Annotated in this window: 7 protein-coding genes; 3 read left to right on the top strand and 4 right to left on the bottom strand. The window is 65.5% G+C overall.

Annotation, left to right across the window (positions count from 1 at the left end; all coding sequences use genetic code 11):
- Positions 1-130: 130 nt before the first annotated feature.
- From ACIQM4_RS00695 to ACIQM4_RS00685, 3 genes are all read right to left on the bottom strand, one after another.
- Positions 131-3838 carry an AAA domain-containing protein gene (locus tag ACIQM4_RS00695; RefSeq protein ID WP_401584034.1) on the bottom strand — a complete coding sequence of 1236 codons (3708 nt, stop codon included), beginning with the start codon at positions 3836-3838 and terminating at the stop codon, positions 131-133.
- On the bottom strand, positions 3835-4230 hold the full coding sequence (locus ACIQM4_RS00690; RefSeq protein ID WP_401584031.1) for a hypothetical protein: 396 nt from the start codon (positions 4228-4230) through the stop codon (positions 3835-3837). The genes ACIQM4_RS00695 and ACIQM4_RS00690 overlap by 4 nt, the downstream gene beginning before the upstream one ends.
- Before the next feature lie 102 nt (positions 4231-4332).
- Positions 4333-4959, bottom strand: coding sequence for a restriction endonuclease (locus tag ACIQM4_RS00685; protein ID WP_401584028.1), 627 nt, complete (start codon positions 4957-4959; stop codon positions 4333-4335).
- Between the two features lie 1198 nt (positions 4960-6157).
- Here ACIQM4_RS00685 and ACIQM4_RS00680 point away from each other — a divergent pair.
- The 3 genes from ACIQM4_RS00680 to ACIQM4_RS00670 all read left to right on the top strand — a co-directional run bounded on the left by ACIQM4_RS00680 (position 6158) and on the right by ACIQM4_RS00670 (position 17338).
- On the top strand, positions 6158-6415 hold the full coding sequence (locus ACIQM4_RS00680; protein WP_401584025.1) for a hypothetical protein: 258 nt from the start codon (positions 6158-6160) through the stop codon (positions 6413-6415).
- A 561-nt stretch (positions 6416-6976) separates the two neighbouring features.
- Positions 6977-10582: a LamG domain-containing protein gene (locus ACIQM4_RS00675; protein WP_401584022.1), complete on the top strand. Its 3606-nt coding sequence runs from the start codon at positions 6977-6979 to the stop codon at positions 10580-10582.
- 234 nt (positions 10583-10816) lie between these two features.
- Complete coding sequence (locus ACIQM4_RS00670) at positions 10817-17338, top strand: RHS repeat-associated core domain-containing protein (protein ID WP_401584019.1); 6522 nt, start codon at positions 10817-10819, stop codon at positions 17336-17338.
- 1963 nt (positions 17339-19301) lie between these two features.
- On the opposite strand, the gene ACIQM4_RS00665 is transcribed toward ACIQM4_RS00670, so the two are convergent.
- Positions 19302-19523 carry a hypothetical protein gene (locus tag ACIQM4_RS00665; RefSeq protein ID WP_401584016.1) on the bottom strand — a complete coding sequence of 74 codons (222 nt, stop codon included), beginning with the start codon at positions 19521-19523 and terminating at the stop codon, positions 19302-19304.
- Between the last annotated feature and the right edge of the window lie 114 nt (positions 19524-19637).

Here is a 19637-nt window from a genome sequence, read left to right as displayed (position 1 = left end):
GTGTTGACACACCGGTAGCGGTCGACAACACATGCAGGTCACGTCATCGAAATCCCCCAATCCCAGTGTACGGCGCAGATCTTGGCGCACATGGCTGTTCGCCGAGGTCTCCGTCGGCGTCGTGTGGCCGTCATGGGTGGCCGAGCCGGTCCGTCACTCGGCCTGTTCGCCTCGCCCACACATGCCACGCGGGAAGCCTCGCAGCGTTGGGCAGCAGAGCGGCGCGCAGGAGTGCCAGCCTCAGATGACGGGCCCCCTCTGAGTCGGCCGCTGCGCCGTGGTCCAGCCTGACTTGGGCAGCCCTGCCGGTGCTCCGCCGGACGTCGAAGTCGTAGGAGTGGCCGTCTGCGGTGACGTTCCGGTCCAGTTGCACGCCGGGGATGTCCTCAGCCAGCAGGAGTTGAAGCTGGTCGCCGACCAGCTCTTCGTGGGCACCGGAATTCGCGTCCGTCGAGGTCGGACCCGCCTTGGCTTTGGCCTCGGCCGCGTCCAGCAGCGCGCGCGGCATGCCGTCGCGGACCGACCAGAAGTCACGGTCACCGAACACGATGAGGTGCGAGCGGGCACGGGTGATGGCGACGTTCCACAGATTGATCTCGCGAGTCAGCCAGTTGACCGCGCTGGGACGCATTCTCACCCCTGCCACGAGCGACAGCAGGATGACGTCCTGCTGTCCTCCCTGGAAGGTGTGGACCGTGCCTACCCGAACGCGCGACTCGTGCTTCCAGCGCTCTGCAATCAGATCCTTCTGTGCACGAAAGGGTGTGACTACTCCCACCGTTGATCCTTCGGGCAACCGTTTGAGCAATCGCTCGATCGAGATGTGAACACGCTCAGCCTCTTCGTGGTTGAGCCACGACCCGCTCGTTCCCCTGCGTGCCGTTCCCGTGACATCGAGCCACTGGACCGCGTCAACCCCTTGCAGTCGCCGCAGCGACCGGGGGTCGGTGAGGACCGTGAGCCGCCCGCCGTAGCAACGCTGGTTCGAGATGTCGACGATGTCCGGGTGGCAGCGAAAGTGCTCGTCGAGGAGCAGCGTTTCCCCGGCCGCATGCGCGGCTGCGTGGAACGACGAGTATCGGCGGTGCTCGAACCGGTGCTCGTCGAGCCAGCTCGCCCGCAGCCCAGCCCCTCGGTGCGCCTCGGCCTCCTGCCGCGGCTGAAGGGTGGTGATGTGCTGCAACTGCATGGGATCGCCGATCACCAGGGCTCGGCGTGCGCGGAAGAGCAGGGGCAGTACGTCCGGCGTGGAGCACTGACTCGCCTCGTCGACAATGACCAAATCGAAGAGGGCGGCTCGGTCCCGGAACCTTCTGGGGGACCGCGCGGTGACCGCCCAACCGGACACCTGCGGCAGGATCCGGTCCAGGGTCGACCACTCCCGGGGCGACCGTGATTTGACCGCGTCGACACGCTCGTGGATTCCCGAGCGGGCGATCAATGCCTGCTCGGCAACTGACGCCCGGAGCACCGCCGTTGCCGATTCGCGGACCCGGCTGTCGGAATCCCGCAGCGCCGCGAGGAGCTCAGCGTCGTCGACCGCGGTGTCTCCTTGGCCGCTTGTCTGTCGCCAGCTGGACTCGGCTTCCGCGAAGGACAACAGGTCGGTGAAGTCCTGACGCCCTGACATCGGTACTGGCAAGGGGGAAAGGGCACGGAGACCCCGGTTCCGCAACCAGTGGCCGAAGAAGCCGAGGCGGGCCGCCATACGCGCTCGACGCAGCCATCGGCGGAGGCCGTCATCGTCCCCGAGAGCCGCAGCGACCTCCTCCGGAGTGGCGTGATGTCGTGCGGCGTAGTCGAAGCGCAGCCGCCCAAGGTGGGCGAGCCGGCTCTCCAGGGTGGTGATGCCGTCGAGCTGGCGTCGCACCGCGTCCTGCGCGCGGACGTGGTTGCGGAGTTCACCCCGATACGTCTGGGAGGTCTGATCGGGCTGGACGCTGCGCAGCAACCGCTCCAGCGTCCGGAGCTCCTGATCAACGGCAATCTGGTTGCCCGTGCGCACGAGAAGGCCGGGCACCAGTTCCTCGCACCGTTCCCAGACCTCGTCGACCGCCTTGTTGTTGGTCGACGCCACGAGCACTGTCTGACCGGCCGCTCTGGCTGTGGCGACGGCGTTGACGATGAGTTGACTCTTGCCGGTACCGGGTGGGCCGGTAGCCACGGTGAGCCTGCGGACCATGGCGGCCCGGATGACGGCTTCCTGCCCTTCGTTGATCTCGAGCGGAGCTACGATCTGCACCGCCCGCTCAGCGCTCTCGTCGGCCTCGGCGAGTCCCGCATCTGCGAACGCGCCCAGCGCGGTGCCGGAGAACTGTCCGACGCTCTTGCACAGCGTCTTGTAGTCCTTCAGCAGTTGCGCGGTTGCGGCGGAGTCAGATCGCGCGGCGAAGACGATCGCCACATTGCGGGCCCCTTCGTGCGCGGCTCGCAAGGAGCTGCCGTCGCCGAGCGATCCCGGGTCGAGGTGCTCCGTGTCGGACACCCCCAGCTCCTGCAGCAGGCTGCGCAGATCGCGGACCATGTCCTCCCGGAACCCCGGCCGCCAATTGGGTTGGTAGGCGGCCAACAGCTCATTTCCCTCGTCCTTGCCCAACCGTTCGAGGACGAGTTTGGGATGCAGCGCGATCGGCCCCGTGGGTGTGACCACATTGCGCCCCTGCGCATCGCGTTCGACTTCGACCTGCCGCATGGCGAGCGGCGCGCACACCTGCCGCTTGCCGTCGTAGAGAACAGCGACGGGATACCCGTACCAGAGGTCGGCACCGTCCTTACTGGCTCGTTCTGCCAGATCAGCGACGCCCTCGGGTGCCTGTACCGAGGTCTCCGTGCCGGAGAGCAGGACTTCTTCCTTCGCCGCCCAAACCACACGTGGAGGTTCGCTGCCCGCGAGGGGGAGCAGCTGGTCGGTCGAGCTCTCGGCCTCCAGGCAGGACTGGTAGTACGTCAGCAGGTGGTTCCAGTCCGCTTCGGTGAACGCGGAGTCGTCGTATGTCGCCTCGGTGGACTTGACCGGAGCCGGTACGGCCTCCCCTGACTCGTCGACGACTGCGCAGTGACCGGCGGGCAGTGGCTTCAGGGCGGGAATTTGGCGTCCGGTGGAGGCACGAGCCAGATAAATGTCGCCGGTGACGTGCAGACTCGACTGGGTCGGTGTCTGCCGCCGCGCGTCGGGCACTTTCTGCAGGTCGCGGCTGATGTGCCGGAACAGGTCGTTCGCCGAGACCTGGCCGTCGCCGTCCAGATCCGCCTGGCCCGAATGCAGCCCTTCGACGATCGCGCGGGTGAACTGGGACGGCTGGTCCGCATCGGTGGTGAACGCGGGCTCCCAGTGCTGTGACGCGGTGATGACGTGGACGCCACCTGCCTCTACGACCGGTGCCGTGGTCGAGCGCGAAGCGCCCTTGCTACGAAAGCCCTGCACCGCGCTGCCGCTGAAGCAGCAGTCGAGCAGAAGAACCTTGCGCCGGGCAGCGCACTTCTCCAGCTGATCGGTCACGTAAGAGGCTTCGAGGGCGGTCTCCTGTACGCGGCCGTCCTCGGTGTCCGTGGTGACGTAGTAGAGCTGGCCCCCGTCACGGTCGTAGGTGCCGTGACCGCTGAGATAGAGCACGACCAGTTCGTCAGGCTCACGTGCTCCGAGAAAATGCTCGACGGCCTGCTTGATGGCAGACTTCGACGAGTCCTCGACGCGCACGCACTCCTCGTACCCGCCCACCGCGGGCATCTCCAGGACCTGGCTCAGGTAGTGGACGTCCGCGCGCACGGAAGGAAGCGCGGGAAAGTTTGCGTCCCCGTAGACCGCGGTCCCCACGAGTAACGCGTACTTGCGGCTCATCGACTGGACCCCTGTCCCGCACCCGGGCCTTCCCCCTGGCCCTCACGCAACGACCGCACCTCGCGTCCGGAGACTCCGCCGTGGAACTCCGTGACGGTGCCGTCGGGATGCTCGATGCGCACCTTTCGACTCCGACGGACGCTCGCCCAAGCCCTGATGGCGGCTCCGGCCACCCCGAAGCTGCCCGTGGTGAGGACGAGCACGACCTCCGGTGTCAGGAGCTCCGCCCCTTTCGCTCCCTCGGCGCCGTCGGACTTCTCCGCCGCGGCGAACCGCACCTGGGCGCCGTCCAACTCGTGCAGGACGTCGCGCAGCTCCCGGGCTTCCAGCTCCGCGTGCCGTGGATCGGCACCGGATACCAGGATGCGTGCGGACTCGACCTCGTCGGACATGTTTCCCCTCACTACGTCAACTGCTGTTCTTGTTGGCCTTGTTGCCGGCCGAGCCGACCCCCCGCAATGATCTACGATCACCCTGCGCGAGATCCCGAACTCTCAAGATCTGGACAACCAACGGCTTCGACGGGCACCCGCATCGAGCACCCGAAGTATTCGATAGAGCGGCTCGCCCTGGGCCGCCCACCTCTGCAGGGCGTCCCGGTCCACGAGGTGGATTCCGTAGCGTGGGCCGCTCGCCCTGGCCGCTGCCGTGAAGCCGCCGGTGGTCATGATCACGGCGAACTGGGCGCCATGATCATGACGGTAGGTACCGTTGATCCGCTGCACGTCCTGATCACCGACCCGGCGGTCCGGCCGCAGCCGCTTGCACTGCACCACGACCCGCCTTCGTGAGCGGTCGACGACGAGCACGTCAGCGCCTTTGTCCCCTGCTCTCCCCACGTGCTTCGCACTCAGTCCGTCGCGGCGCAGCAAGGAACAGACCGCCAGCTCGAAGTCACGCGGGTCCAAGGCGTCCAGATGTGCCAGCGAGTAGCGCAGGGCCGCACCGGACGGCACCGAGCGGCGGACCCACCGCCGTACCGCAGGCCGGCCCGGCTTCAGCACCAGCCCTGCCGCCCCGACAGCGAGCAGCGCGCCCGTCCACACCGGCCAGACCACGACAGCACGCCACAGTGCACCCACTCCGGCGAGGGCTGCCACCCCCCAGGCCCACCAGGGCACTGCCGACCACCCTCCCTGGCTCCGCCGGCGTGGCATCAGCCGGCCGCCCCGAAGAGCGTCCAGACGCCGAAGGCGAGTCCGAACAGAGCGAGCCCCGCCATATCGGTGATCGTGACGAACGTGAAGGAGTGGTCCCGGCAACGCGCGAACACTCCTTTGCGCCTACGGCGACACGGCCGGTGATAGGCCGTCGGCCCCCCGCAACGCGACACCAGTGCAACCCCGCCGATCACCAGTAGTGCCACGACAAGCACCATCGAGCCCCCGTCCCCCGCCCCTGACCTCCATGAATATCGGGAGCTCCTTCGCCACGGCCAGTAGGTCTTCGGCCGAACCCGTACGAACGCGGGGCGCGTAGAAGCACCGACGGCGCTCTTACGCCACGAATTCCTCTTCACGCCCCGGCACCTTCGCTTGTTGTCCGCCGCGACGGTTTACCGCCTGTCGTAGGCCACGGATGGGAATCTCAGGGCCGTGATGTGGCGAACGCGGCGTGTAGAGCCACGAGCGAGTGACAGAGGACCAAGGGCGAGGACTGCGCATGCGGCAAGGCCGGTGGGCCACGGTCACGGGTCCGAGTTCGACCACGGACACCGTGGTCTGGAGCCTATTGGGGAGAAGCTGACGGCCGCCGATCCTTGGGCGCCTAATCGAACTTCACCTTCACCGCACTCACCCGCCACGTCCGCGAGGTCGGCCTCCTCTTCGTCACCCCGGGCGGCGTGTACAGAACTCAAGGGCTGGCACGGCTCCGTGATTGATGAGAACGGCAGGCGGGTCTGGGTCGGCGAGGCCGTCTGCTTCACCGACGGCCCTTGGCTCCGCACCCACCTGTGCCGGCTACAGGGCGAGTCACAGCGAGTTGCCTGAGGTCGCCCGTGTCCGCTTCCATCTGAACGAGCGCGGGTCGGAGGCGTCGATCCTGCGGGCGGTGGAGAACGCGGCCCGTTGTGCGGCGGCCGTGCTACAACCGGATGGCCTTGGTCCGACAACTCGCTGAGACCATCCGCTCCGCGCACTCGGCGCGCATCCATCACCGGGCCCCGGCCGCCCGAGCCGTGCACGTGATCCCCCGCGAGCGGTACGCGACTGCTGGGGCGCGAGCAGCGCCGCGTGCTGGCTGTGGCCGCCGTGCGTGCCTCAGTGGAGTCGGAGCAATTCCGCCCGAAGAAGGTCGAGTACCAGCACCGCGCTGGATGTGCGGGAGACGGACGCCCCCGACACCCCGACGGCTCCCGGGTTCCTCGACTACGCCACCCGCCCGAGCAAGGCGGCCGACCGGCCGGTACTGAGCGAGCTGGGCGCACTGACCCCGCCGCCGGGAACGGTCCACTGGGACGAACGACGTCTCACCGAGCTGGCCGCCGCGGCGCCGGTGAACACAGCGGCCAACCCCGTCCGGAGATCCGGTGCAGGGCCCCTTGCGACGGGGCTCCGGGCTCGCCCCCGGCACTGAAGGGTACGAGGATCACGTGAATCGGAACAAATGTTCCTCATGCGCATCTACCAGAGAGTAAGTACGCTTTCTTCCCTACTGGAGCAAACAGGCCCAACACCGGTATGCCCACACGAATTTGCTATAGCGATTTGCTAAGTACTCAAAACCGAATATTTCGACCAAGTGGCGCGACTGCTCTCATCGCCGACTTCGTAGCCGAATTCACAGGGTGAGAGAAGGGGATTCCAGGGTTCCGAATAGGTGAGCAGGCCTGACGCCTCATCAATTCACCCCAGCAAATCACAGGAGTGAGCCTCGAGCGTCGACTTGACGCCCTTACGTGGCCCATACATATTGGGCGCGAATTGTAAAAATCCTGTAAGTGTTGGGGTGGGTGTGAGGGTCCGGGAACGACGCCGCGTGCGTCGAAAAATGGGCATATCTGTACTTACTGCCGTTTTGGTTGTAGGTACTCCGGCTGCGGCGGCTGGTACGACAGGGGGGCGGGCGGCAGCGTCCGGCTCGACAGCCGACGGGGCGACTTCCGCCCTGGCACGAGCGGCAGCGTCGGGTGAGCCGGTGGAGGTGGAGACAGAGCGATCGCAATACACGACCACCGTTGCCAATCCCAACGGTACGTTCACGCTGACGCAGAACACGACCCCGCAGCGCGCGAAGGGGAAGGACGACGCGTGGCATGCGATCGACACGACCTTGGTGCAACATGCCGACGGCAGTGTCGGGCCGAAGTCCGCGGTGGCTGACGTCAATTTCTCCGGCGGTGGCAAGGGTGCGGACCTGATTCGTCTTGGCCACGCGAAAGGCTCGGTATCCCTGGGCTGGGCTGGGGTGCTTCCCAAGCCGACGTTGGACAAAGACACCGCAACCTACCCGGAGGTGCTCAAGGGGGTCGACCTGAAGCTGACAGCCACTGCGGAAGGCTACCGGCAGGTCCTCGTGGTCAAGTCGGCCGAAGCCGCTGCCAATCCCACCCTGGAACAGATCAAACTGACCTCGTCGGCGGACGGTTTGCGAATCGTTCCGGGCGCCGGGGGTGGTATTCGGGCCATCGACATGGACGGCAACGGAGTGTTCTCCGGCCCGGCCGGCCTGATGTGGGACTCGGCTGGGAAGTCCGGGCAGTCCGGGCAGTCCGGTCAGCCCGGGCCTTCGGCGTCGGCGGCGCGAGGCATGGCTCCGCACGGTATGGCGGTGGATGCCCCTGAGCAGGAGGAAGACCATCCGGACAAGGGAGACGCCAGCTCCGACCTGCCGGTCCAGGTGGGTCAGGGCAGTGTCTCCGTCCAGACTGACCTGAAGCTGCTGCGCGGACAGGACACCGTCTACCCGGTCTTCATCGATCCGCCATTGGGCCTGGACCTGAGCGAGCGTACGGTGCTGTCGTCCGACGGTGACCGTTTCTGGGACTTCGACGGAGACTACGGAGTCGGCAACTGCAGTCAGTCCGGTCCGTACTACTGCGACACCTACCACGTCAACCGGATGTACTTCGAGTTCGCCGCGACGAAGCTGGCCGGCAAACAGGTTCTCGACGCAACGTTCCGCGCGTATGAGACCTGGTCGTGGGACTGCACGGCCCGGCAGGTGAACCTGACGCGGACGGACAACATCTCTGCGGGCACGCGCTGGCCGGGACCTGCGTACCGGGATCTGATGGCCGACCGCTGGGTCTCGGCCGGACGAGGAGACAACTGCAGCCCCTCCCAGCCTGATGCCTGGGTGGAGTTCCATGACAACCCGGCAGAGCCGGACGAGAACCTGACCTCCTCCGTTCAGAACCTGGCGAACGGAAAGTTCTCTCGGCTCACACTGCGGCTGAGCGCCAGCGACGAAGGTGACCCGAACGCCTGGAAGCGGTTCGACGACAACGCCCAGCTCCAGGTCGTCTACGTACCCAAGCCGGGCACCCCCTCCAGGGCCGGAATCATTCCGAACAACGGAACGCAGCAATATTGCAGCGCCAACGCCGCCTCGCCGACGACGGTGACCATCCCGACTCCGACGGCTCAGGCAGCAGTGGAAACGGCAGTGCAGCCCAAGTCCACCGAGGAAAGAGGCCAGCTCCAGGCAGAGTTCGAGATCGAGCGCAGCAGCAACGGCCAACCAGGTGGCAGCTGGTCACGGTTCTGGGCGGACTACCGCCCCAAACCCGGCTGGCACGTCGACGGCACGCTGGAGAAGGCGCCCACCGCCGCGTTGGTCGACGGTGGCCTCTACCGCTTGAAGTCCCGTACTGAATCTCACATCAGTTATGCGGGAAAGAACACCGAGCTGTTCTCTGCTTACACCCCATGGTGCTACTTCACCTACGACGCGGGAGCGCCCAAGGCGCCGGTCATCACCTCGGTCACTCCCTACACCCAGTGCGCCGCCACGTGCGAAGGCAAGGGGGGGCCCGGTGTGCCGGGCACCTTCACCTTCAAGCCGAACGCGGCGGACAAGGACATCAAGAGCTATCGCTGGCGCCTGATGACCTCTGCCCAGGCTGGCGCGAAGACTGTGCCCGGTTCCACCGTCACCGTTACCGACGTCACCCCCACCCTCTCGGGCACCTACGTTCTCTCCGTGGAGGCAAGCGACCTCGCGGCAGGGCGGGTACGTTGGGGCGCGCCCTCCGAGTTCCTCTTCAAGGTGCAGTCACCCCAAGGGCCGGTCGGGCAGTGGCACTTCGACGACAGTGCACCGGGCACAACCGGAGTCATCGCCAAGGACAGTGCCGTTGAGGGGGCCCGGCACGCTGCCACCCTCCAACAGCAGGCCGGTACCGCGGCGACATGGTCCGTCCTGGGCCGCCGAGGCACCAGCATCAGCGACGTCAGCGGCGTCGAGACGGCGCGCAACGACTACTCCCTGCGGCTCAATGACGACATCGACGACCCTGCCAAACGTCTCGGGTACGCCAACACCGCAGGTGCACCGGTGAACTCCAAGGATTCCTTCACCCTGTCTGCATGGGTCCTCCTGCAGGATGACACCGTCAACCACGCGGTGGCAGCAGCTCCGGGCACGAACGGTTCGGCGTTCACGCTCTACTACTCCAAGGACTACAAGAAGTGGGTGTTCAACCGAACCGCAGCCGATGTCAAAAGCGGTCCGACCTACATCAGGTCGGTCGCTGACACGGCAGGACCGGTCAAGAACGTCTGGACGCACCTGGCAGGCGTGTTCGACAGTAAGAACACTGCGAGCCCGGCCGATGACACCATCCAGCTGTTCGTCAACGGCCGGCCGCAGGGTAGCCCTGTCAAGCTGTCGACCGCAGCGCCCGCCTACACCCCGTGGGTTTCCACCGGCGACCTGCAGATAGGCCGGTCCAAGGCCCTGGGCAACTACCAAGAGTACTTTCTGGGACGGATCGACGAAATGCGGCTGTGGCAGCGCGCATTGAGCGTCGACGAGGTACGGGACGAGGCCCTTCTGACGGAGGACTCAGTGCCCCAGACCGCACTCGTCGGATACTGGGACGCGGCAGGCGCCGCGAACAACGTCGTTCCTGAGTGGACCTCCTATGCGGCGGAGGGAATGAACCTCTCCGCCACTGGCGCGACGGCGAACCCGGAGGACAACGAAGTCGGATTCGACGGTGCCTCGGGATACCTCTCCACAAGCGGCCCTGTCGTCGACGAAACAGGCGCCTTCACCGTCACGGCCGAAGTACGGCTCGACAAGGCCACACTCGCCACCAAGCCGATTGGCTACCGTGCGACCGTCTTCAGCCAAGCGGCATCCGGTGGCTTGGAATCCTCCTGGAGCCTCTGGGTGGAGAAAATGAGCACGGAAGGCGACGGCGCCTACCTGTGGAACTTCAGCCGCACCGGGGTGGATGCCGCAGGCAAACCGGTCGAGACAGTCTCTGCAAAGGCGGAACTGCCGGCCGAGCTTGACACCTGGACCCAGGTCACTGGCATTTACGACGGCGCGAAGGCGCCAGAGGAAGGCAATACCCACCTCTACGTCGGCGACGCCGAGCAAGTCGCTTTCGGTATCCCGGCCTTCAAGTCACTCACGCAAGGGACTGGCACGCTCGCAGTGGGTCGCGGGGCGGCCGGTGGAACGACGGGACACTTCCTTCCTGGCGCTTTGGACGAAGTCCGGGTGTGGGCCGGCGCGATGACTGCGGACCAGGTCCGCACGAAGGTCCTCGGCACTCCCGGCGAAAGCTGATTCAACCCGTCGGGGTGACAGCACTGTGGGTGCTGTCACCCGGCTCATGACAGGCCGCGACAGGCCTGCCACCTCCGAGTCCTCACACTCAGGCGGCACAGTGCCGCCCTGAGTCGATGAGACATGCCGTCTTCGAACGGCCCTGTAGAAGGACATTTGGACATGACTAGCTTGCTGCCTGCAGCCTCACGTGGCAGATGGGCCAGAGCGAGACGCCTTCTGGGCGGGCGCCGCATGGCGACGCTGACCGGATTCGCGCTGCTGCCCGGACTCCTGAGCCCTGCGGCATTCGCCGCCGACACAAATCCCCTGGGTATCCCTGATGTTGCCCGCCATCGTGCGGACAAGGTCACGCCGCTGACCGCTGTTGCGAACAAGGCGGGTGCTCGGGCCGTTGCGAACGCGGAGAACGCCGACCGCACAGCCAAGGCTCGTGCGGAACAGGACCGTTCCCGCAAGGCCGCCTGGCCAACAACGGGCACCAGCCTGCTTTCGCTGGACGGAACCGAGGGAGCTTCCGCCACTCCGGGCTCGCTTCCCGTATCACTGAGGCGGCCCGGTGCGGTGAAGGGCAAGAAGCCCAAAACGGCGGGTTCCGTGACCGTGCAGGTGCTGGACCAGAGGACAGCGGAGAGGCTCGGCGTCAAGGGCCTCCTGCTCCGAGTAACCGGGCCTTCGAACGGCGGTGACGCCGAACTGGACATCAACTACGCGAAGTTCGCATCTGCCTACGGTGGCGACTGGGCCGGACGCCTTCAGGTGTCCCGCCTTCCCGACTGTGCGCTGACCAATCCGGCGAAGTCCCAGTGCCGCCCCGGTCAGCCGCTGCCGTCCAAGAACCTGCGCAAGCGCAACCGCGTCACCGCTCCTCTGTCCTTCTCTCCAGTCAAGCCCGGAGCGAGTGCCGCCGCCGGACAGACGATGCTTCTCGCTCTGGCCGCGGGAGCCAAGTCCGGGGGCGGTGACTACAGAGCCACGCCCCTGAGCCCGTCCGCCAGTTGGGAGGCCGGTGGTTCCTCGGGGGGTTTCACCTGGTCCTACCCGTTCCGTCTCCCGCTGGCAGCCGCCGGCCCCAAGCCGGAGCTGGCACTCGGATACGACTCGGGCAGCGTCGACGGCCGGACGGCGTCCAGCAACAATCAGGGCACGTCAGTCGGTGAGGGATTCGACCTCACGTCCTCCTACGTAGAACGCAAATACAACTCATGTGATGACGACGGACAGAAGGACAAGTACGACCTTTGCTGGAAGTACGACAACGCTTCCCTCGTGCTCAACGGTCAGGCCACCGAGCTGGTCAAGGACGACACCAAGGGCACTTGGCGGCTGAAGAACGACGACGCGTCCACGGTCACCCTCTCCACCGGCGCGGACAACGGCGACGACAACGGCGAGCACTGGACCGTCACCACCGGTGAGGGCACCAGGTACGTTTTCGGCCTCAACAAGCTCGACGGAGCCGGAGCCGACGAACGCACCAAGTCGGTGTGGACGGTGCCGGTCTTCGGTGACGATCCGGGCGAGCCCGGTTACGCGGACGGCACCACCTTCGCAGCTCGGGAGAAGAAGCAGGCGTGGCGGTGGAACCTCGACTACGTCGTCGACACTCACAGCAACGCCATGTCGTACTGGTACGAGGCGGAGACCAACAGCTACGACAAGCTCGGTGACGACAACACCGGCAGCAGCTACATCCGCGGGGGCTACCTGAAGGAGATCCGCTACGGCCAGCGCGCCGGCGCTCTCTTCTCCGCCGCTCCTGCCGCCTCCGGCAAAGTCGTGCTCGGCTACGCGGAGCGTTGCGTGGCGACGGGCACAGGTTGCGATTCCCTCACCAAGGACACCCGGGACAACTGGCCGGACGTACCCTTCGACGCCGTCTGCAAAGACGGTGAAAAGTGCACGGGCAATACCGGCCCCAGCTTCTTCACCCGCAAGCGCATGACCGGCCTCACCACGTACGCGTGGAACGCCGCTGCCGGCACTCCCGGGTTCGTACCGGTGGACGAATGGGCACTGAAGCAGACGTACCTCGACCCGGGCGACACCGGAGACTCCTCCGACCAGTCCCTGTGGCTGGACGAGATCCGGCACACCGGTAGGAATGGCACCCCGATCTCCCTTGACCCCGTCACCTTCGGCCACGAATTCCTGGCCAACCGGGTCGACGGGGCGAGCGACGACATGCTCCCCTTCCACAAGCCCCGCCTTAGGACCGTCACGTCCGAGGCCGGGGCGCAGACCATCGTCACCTACCTGCCGGCCGACTGCGTCGCAGGCCAGGCCAGACCGAAGCTCGACGAGAACTCCCGCCGCTGTTACCCGGTCAAGCGGGCCCCCAACGGGGGTGACGACACCATCCTTGACTGGTTCCAGAAATTCCCGGTCGAATCGGTCTCCACCGTCGATCCCAAGGGCGGTTCCGAAGCAGTCCAGCACACGTACCAGTACGCAAACGGTGGTGCCTGGGCCTACAACGACGACCCCTTCACCAAGGAGAAGGACCGCACCTGGTCCAGCTGGCGGGGTTTCGAGAAGGTCACCCACCTCACCGGTGTCCCGGGAAAGATCCAGTCGAAGACCGTCACCGTCTCCCTGCGGGGCATGAACGGCGACCGCGTGCTGGCCGCCGACGGAAAGAGCGTCGATCCCACCAAGCGCAAGAGTGTCCAGGTCACCGGCATCAAGGCTCCGGCGATCCCGGACTCCGAGCAATACGCCGGCTTCACCCGCGAGACGGTCACCTACGACGGCGCCGACGAGGTCAACGGCTCGATCAGCGACCCCTGGTCGAAGAAGACCGCCACCCAGCACAAGTCCTACGCCGACATCGAGGCGTACTACGTCCGATCCGCGGCCACCCATGCCCGCACCAACATCACCAGCGGCACCGGGGCGCGGGACCGTGTGCGCTCCACACTGACGACATACGACGAATACGGCATGCCCGTCACCTCGCTCGACACGGGCGACAACGCCGTCGTCGGTGACGAAAAGTGCACCCGCACGTGGTACGCCCGCAACGACGCGCTCGGTATAAACAACCTCGTCTCGCGCACCCGGATCACCGCCAATTCGGCCAAGGCCGCAGACGGGTGCGCGACGGCAGAAGCCGGACTCGACCTTCCGGCGGACGCCACCCGTCAGGGTGATGTCGTCTCCGACACCGCCTCCGCCTTCGACAGCACCACCTGGTCCGCCGTACAGAAGCCGGTCAAGGGAGAAGTTCTGTGGACCGGACGTGCCAAGGGGTACAGCAGCGACAATCAGCCGGTATGGCAGAAGGTCGCCACGACGACCTATGACACGCTCGGTCGTCCCCTGACAGTGAAGGACACCCACGACGCGATCGTCTCCAGCAACGCCTACACCCCCGCAGCTACGGGCCCGCTGACCTCGACGACGGCCGCCAACGCCAAGGGGCACACCGTCAGCACCGTCGTGGACTTCTCGTCAGGCGTGGCGAAGAAGGTGACCGACCCCAATGGCAAGGTCACCGAATCCGAGTTCGACGCGTTGGGACGCATCACCAAGGTCTGGCTGCCCAACCGGCCGAAGTCGATCGGCTCGACTCCCAACTACACGTACGCGTACAGCGTCAAGGCGTCCTCATCACCCTGGGTCTCCACCAGCACGCTCAAGGGTGACGGAAGTGGCTACAACACCAGCTACGAGATCTACGACTCGCTCCTGAGACTCAGGCAGACACAGAAGCCGACGGCGGCCGGTGGGACCGTCATCGCTCTGAACCTCTATGACTCGCGTGGGCTCACCACTTCCTCGCAGGGCGGCATCTGGGCCGACAAGACCGCCCCCTCGGGCACCCTCCTGGCCACGGAGGGCGGCACGCCGACCCAGACCGACACCAGCTACGACGGCGCCGGACGGGCGACCAAGACCGTCACCTCCCACTACGGGAAGGTCCGTTCCACCACCGAAACCCGCTACGCAGGCGACACGGTGACCACCACTGCTCCCGCAGGCGGTCAGGCCGGCGTGGTGGTCACCGACGCACTCGGAAGGACAACGGAACGGCGCGAGTACGCCAACCCCCAGCCGACCGGCACGGATTTCACCACCACCCGCTTCTCGTACACCCCGGCCGGACAGCAGTCCAGCATGACCGGCGTGGACGGGACCAAGTGGACCTACGAATACGATCTGTTCGGACGCAAGGTCAGTTCCACCGACCCTGACAAGGGGAAGAACAGCACTACGTACGACGAACTCGACCAAGCCGTCACCACCACCGATGTGCGTGGCAAGACCCTGAGTACGGAGTATGACCAGCTGGGCCGCAAGACCGGACTGTGGGACGGGCCCGCCAAGACGGATGCGGCCAAGCTCGCGGCCTGGAACTTCGACAAGGTGGCCAAGGGGCAGCAGGACAGCAGCATCCGGTACGTCGGCGGCCTCACGGGTAGGGCCTACACCCAGGAAGTCACCTCCTACAGCCCCACCTACAAGGTGATGGGCACCAAGTTGACCTTGCCTGCGACGGAACCTCTGGTCGCCGCCGGCCACGTCCCGGCCACACTGGCCTCGAACACGGTCTACAACGTGGACGAGACGGTCCGTCAGGCCACCTCCCCGGCAGTCGGTGGGCTCCCCTCGGAGACTGTGTCCTACCGGTACGACGACCTGGGACAACAGGTGGGGTCCACCGGAACAACCGGCTACTTGCAAAATGCCTCGTACAGTCCGCTGGGAGACACCACCCAGCTGCGGCTCGGCACCGACTCGGCGACTTCGGCCAAGCAGCTCGCCGTCACCTACAGTTACGAAGCAGGCACTCGTCGGCTGACGAACTCGCTGGTGAGCGACAACGTCCACAACTACCCGCTGCAGGATCTCGGCTTCACCCAGGACGAAGCGGGAAACCTCACTTCGATCTTCGACAAGAGCAACCTCGGCGGCACCGGCAAGACCGACAACCAGTGCTTCACCTACGACGGTCACCGCCGAACCGCGGAGGCTTGGACACCGAAGACGGCCGACTGCGCCGTCTCGGGCCGCACAGCCGCCAACCTCGGCGGTGCGGCGCCGTATTGGTCCAGCTACACCTACACCGGCTCCGGGCAACGCGAAACCGAGACGGTCCACACTGCCACCGGCAACGTCACGACGAAGTACACCTACGCCGCCACTGACGGGCAGCCACATCCGCTGGACAAGACGGAGTCTGGCACGAAGACCAACACATACGGCTACGACAAAGCCGGCAACACCACCAGTCGCCCCGGCACGCAGGCGCAGCAGACTCTCACCTGGGACGCAGAGGGCGAACTCGTCTCCGCCAGCGAACCCGCGGTCGGCACGAAGCCCGCGCTGGGCACCGGCTACCTGTACGACGCCTCGGGAGAGCTCCTCATCCGCCGCACCACCACAGGTGACGGAGACACCATTCTCTACCTCGGCATCTCCGAAGTCCGGCTCAGCACCAAGGGAGCGACGAAAACAGTCACGGGGAGTCGCTACTACTCTGCAGCCGGGCAGACGATCGCCGTACGCACCGCCACGAGTGGCGTCGCAGGAACCAAGCTGAACTTCCTCGCCGGTGACCATCACGGCACTTCCAGCCTCGCCGTCGACAGCGCCACCCTCGCCATCACGAGTAAGCGCTACACGGCGCTCTTCGGCGCCCCACGCGGCGAGGCGTCGAAGACCTGGCCGGACGACAAGGCCTTTCTCGGCAAGCCTGCCGACACGAATACCGGGCTTACCCATATCGGGGCACGGGAGTACGATCCGGCAATCGGCCAGTTCCTCAGTATCGACCCGCTCATTGAGCCGCTCAAACATCAGTCCCTCAACGGGTACAGCTACTCGGAAAACCACCCTGCAACGGCAGCCGACCCCACTGGCTTGCGTTCGTTCTCCTGCAGCGGAGACTGCGGTGGTCGAGGAGAAATGCTCAATTTCATGGACAGTCACGCAGCGCCCAATCTACTGAAGGGCCAAACGTGGGACTCCGTGTACCCCAACATGCCGAAGCCCAGGAAACAGCCCAGCATTGGGGGGAATTCCGGCCCCAAGACCAAGCCCCTTCCCCTTCGCCTTATGGGTCCGCCGGACCTCTATGGGTTCGCCGGCAACTACGGGGGGTCCATCCAGGATTATATTGCCTCTCTCCCCGGAGCTGCTCCTTCGCCGTACGGTCTCGTGGACGACGGTAAGAGAAATGAGTGGGAATCCTCGCGAGGCATGTTCTTCGGATGGTTCATCGGAGGAGGCTGGCCCATGGAGGAGGAAGAAAACTTCGGAGGCGGCGACGCCCTTACGAAGATCCTCGCCGATGACCAGACAATGAGCGAGGCGAGAGGCAAACTTCTCCGTGAGGCCCTGTCACAAGGGATGAACGCGCCGCACGCGAAGAAGCAGTACGACTTTTCGTACAAGGACAAAGGTCCGTACCCTGGCAAGTTTGCGAACTCCCTCCTGGGGGCAGCAATGGACATTTCTGGGACCCTGTCGAACGGTGCGATCGGGACCAGCAATTCCGCCGATGCCTTCCTGGGCACCTACCAGGCATCTGCGCGGATCGTGTCTGTGGACAAAAAAGCGAACACCGTGCGGATGAAATTTACCGCGCGGAACAAATCCGACTGGCGCTCTGCCACGCATTTGATCCCCCGAGACTGGAATCCATACTTCGCGGACACCTGGGGAGCTGCGACCGATCAGCACTTCGAGTGGGAGGAAGTCCGGCTGATGAACACAAGCTGCATGTGCGAATTCGGGCCGAAGAGGGGGTAGAATAACGGCGTTGGGCGCGAGTCACTCTCGTGCCCAACGCCGTCTTCTGCGAAAGGGTTCCAAGGTGTTCATCCGGAAAGCAACTCAATGGGTTTCCGTCATTTCTGTATGCTTTCTTTTTTCGGCGTGCGCCAGTTCTGAAGCCGGCCCCGCCCTGTCGGCCGAGGAAATTTCCGGCACATGGAGCGGGACCTCGGGGGAAACCCTGTCTCTTTCACAAAAGCATTCCTTCAGATCCTCAGGATGGAAGAAGTGGGGAGAGTCCAAGAATTCCTGCCCCGCGGGAGAATCCAGCGGCACTTGGGGTTTCTACGTGGACTCCGAGGACGGGAACTCCTCCTACGTCTCAGAAGACGCAGAGTCCGGCAAGATGATTGGCCTGTCGTTCCCGAGCGCGCCACAAGGAGAGTGCGGAATATGGCTTCAAGTGATTTCGAACGGGAAAAAGCTGTGCGTTTCGGATGACCCTGACTTTGAGTGCGCGTCGGGCACCGAGCTTGTCAAGAAAAGTTGACTTTCCTGCAAGGCCAGGGCTGTGGCAGTCCGTGAGTCAGTGCGCACGAGAACCTACCGGCACACGATCAGGGGCGTCCAAGTAACAGCCGGGCCGTGCCCGAGGGCGGGCGGCCGCTCCGGATCGTGCGGGAAACGGCCCGGTCTGATCGCCGAGCACTGCACTCACGCGGTGCGCTTCGCGGACATTGTCGGGGCCTGACGCCACCAGTACTGCCGCCATCCGCTACCGCTTCCCCGGGCAGGACGACCTCTTCGAAGCAACCGTCCAGTGGTGCATGGACGAGGAGACCGCGGCGCCGGGCCGCCCTGACGGCGGAGTCGGCCGACGCCGCCTGGGAGCTACGCCGGTCATCGAGATCCAGACCCCCTACAGCGAACAGCAGCGCCGTCAGTGTCGGGTGTGGCTCAATCTGAGCGACCACGTCCCTGCCGACCCAGAGCGTCATTCGTGCGTCAGAAACCGCTCGTGGCGCACCTCAAGCACACTCAACGAACCAGCAGGTCAGTCGTCCTTCTTCGCCGGCTCAGGGGTCGCGACGCACTCCACATGATGCGTCATCGAAACAACATCACAGCCCACGCACCCAGCGAATTGCCTGCTCAGAGATCCAACCAAGACCGAGGTAGCCCGGTTTCACGCCTGCGAGCGTCAAACGAGCGTCGCGGACGATACCTCAGGCCCACCGCGATCTCGGCAGGCCTCATCGCAACACACGCCTCTACCTCGCTGACAGCAGCACACGACCGTCATGTCAGCGAGCAACGTAGAGGAACCGCACATAGGATCCGAGCGACAATCCGCGCAGCCGGAGTCTGACGGTCTCGACCGCGTCGCTCAATGCCGTGAAGCGCGCTGTTCTGCTGGAGCGCGGTCGCGCGCCGACCGAACTCCTGAAGCTGCTGCCGGGCCCGCGCACCTGCAGGGGAACTCTCGAGGTTGGTTGAGTCGTTCCAACCCTGCCTCCCTCTGCTTCCGCGTCACGCGCAGAACATCTATCTCCGACTCAGACCCGTGCGCCGATCAACGAGCTAGCCCCTACGGCAGGCCTCGGCCGAACCACCACGAACGCGGGGCGCGCAGAAGCGCTGACGGCGCTTTCCCTCCGCGCATTCCTCCCCATATTCCAAGTGCCCTCTCCTGCTGCCGCCGCAACGACTTACCCCCTGTCGTAGGCCACGGCTAGGACTCAACGGGGCCGTGACGTGACGGAAGCGACGCGTAGAGCCACGATCGGGCCATGGCTGGTGACAGAAGACCAAGCGGCGGGGACAGCGCATGCGGCAAGGCTGGCGGACCTCGAACACCGTAGCCTGGAAGCCGTCCGGGAGGAGCTGCCGGACGCCGACCCCTGGCGGTCTGGCCGAACTTCACCTCCACCGCTCCACCGCTCCACTGCGCACACCGGCCACGTCCGTGAGGTCGACCTCCTCGTGTACATGCTCGAGCTCAAGGACTGGCACCGGTCCATAACCGGTGAGAACGGCACTTGGGTGCAGACCGGATGCCGATGCGGTCGAGGGCAGCCTTTATCTCGCGGGAGTCGATGGCCGTGGTGCGGCGTCGCTCGTCGCGCGGCGGTTGCTTCAGCATGGTGACCGGCTCATCGACGAACGCCCAGAGCAGACAGCCGAGGTGACGGGTAATCGATCGCGACACCGGCTCGGTCACGACCGGACCGACGAGCCCCCCCCCATTAATCCCCTCCCCCTTGATCAACACCCTCCCCTAGGATGAATACAACCATCTCATCAGCGGCCCGACGGGCTTCCTGATCCGCCTCGC

This window comes from Streptomyces sp. NPDC091272 (genome assembly GCF_044757485.1).
Classification (GTDB): domain Bacteria; phylum Actinomycetota; class Actinomycetes; order Streptomycetales; family Streptomycetaceae; genus Streptomyces.
This window is presented reverse-complemented; position numbering and strand designations above follow the sequence as displayed.

Excerpts from the sequence above, each read along its gene's own strand:
- ACIQM4_RS00695 (WP_401584034.1), bottom strand. The coding sequence starts at position 3,838 with ATGAGCCGCAAGTACGCGTTACTCGTGGGGACCGCGGTCTACGGGGAC.
- ACIQM4_RS00690 (WP_401584031.1), bottom strand. The coding sequence starts at position 4,230 with ATGTCCGACGAGGTCGAGTCCGCACGCATCCTGGTATCCGGTGCCGAT.
- ACIQM4_RS00670 (WP_401584019.1), top strand. The coding sequence starts at position 10,817 with ATGGCGACGCTGACCGGATTCGCGCTGCTGCCCGGACTCCTGAGCCCT.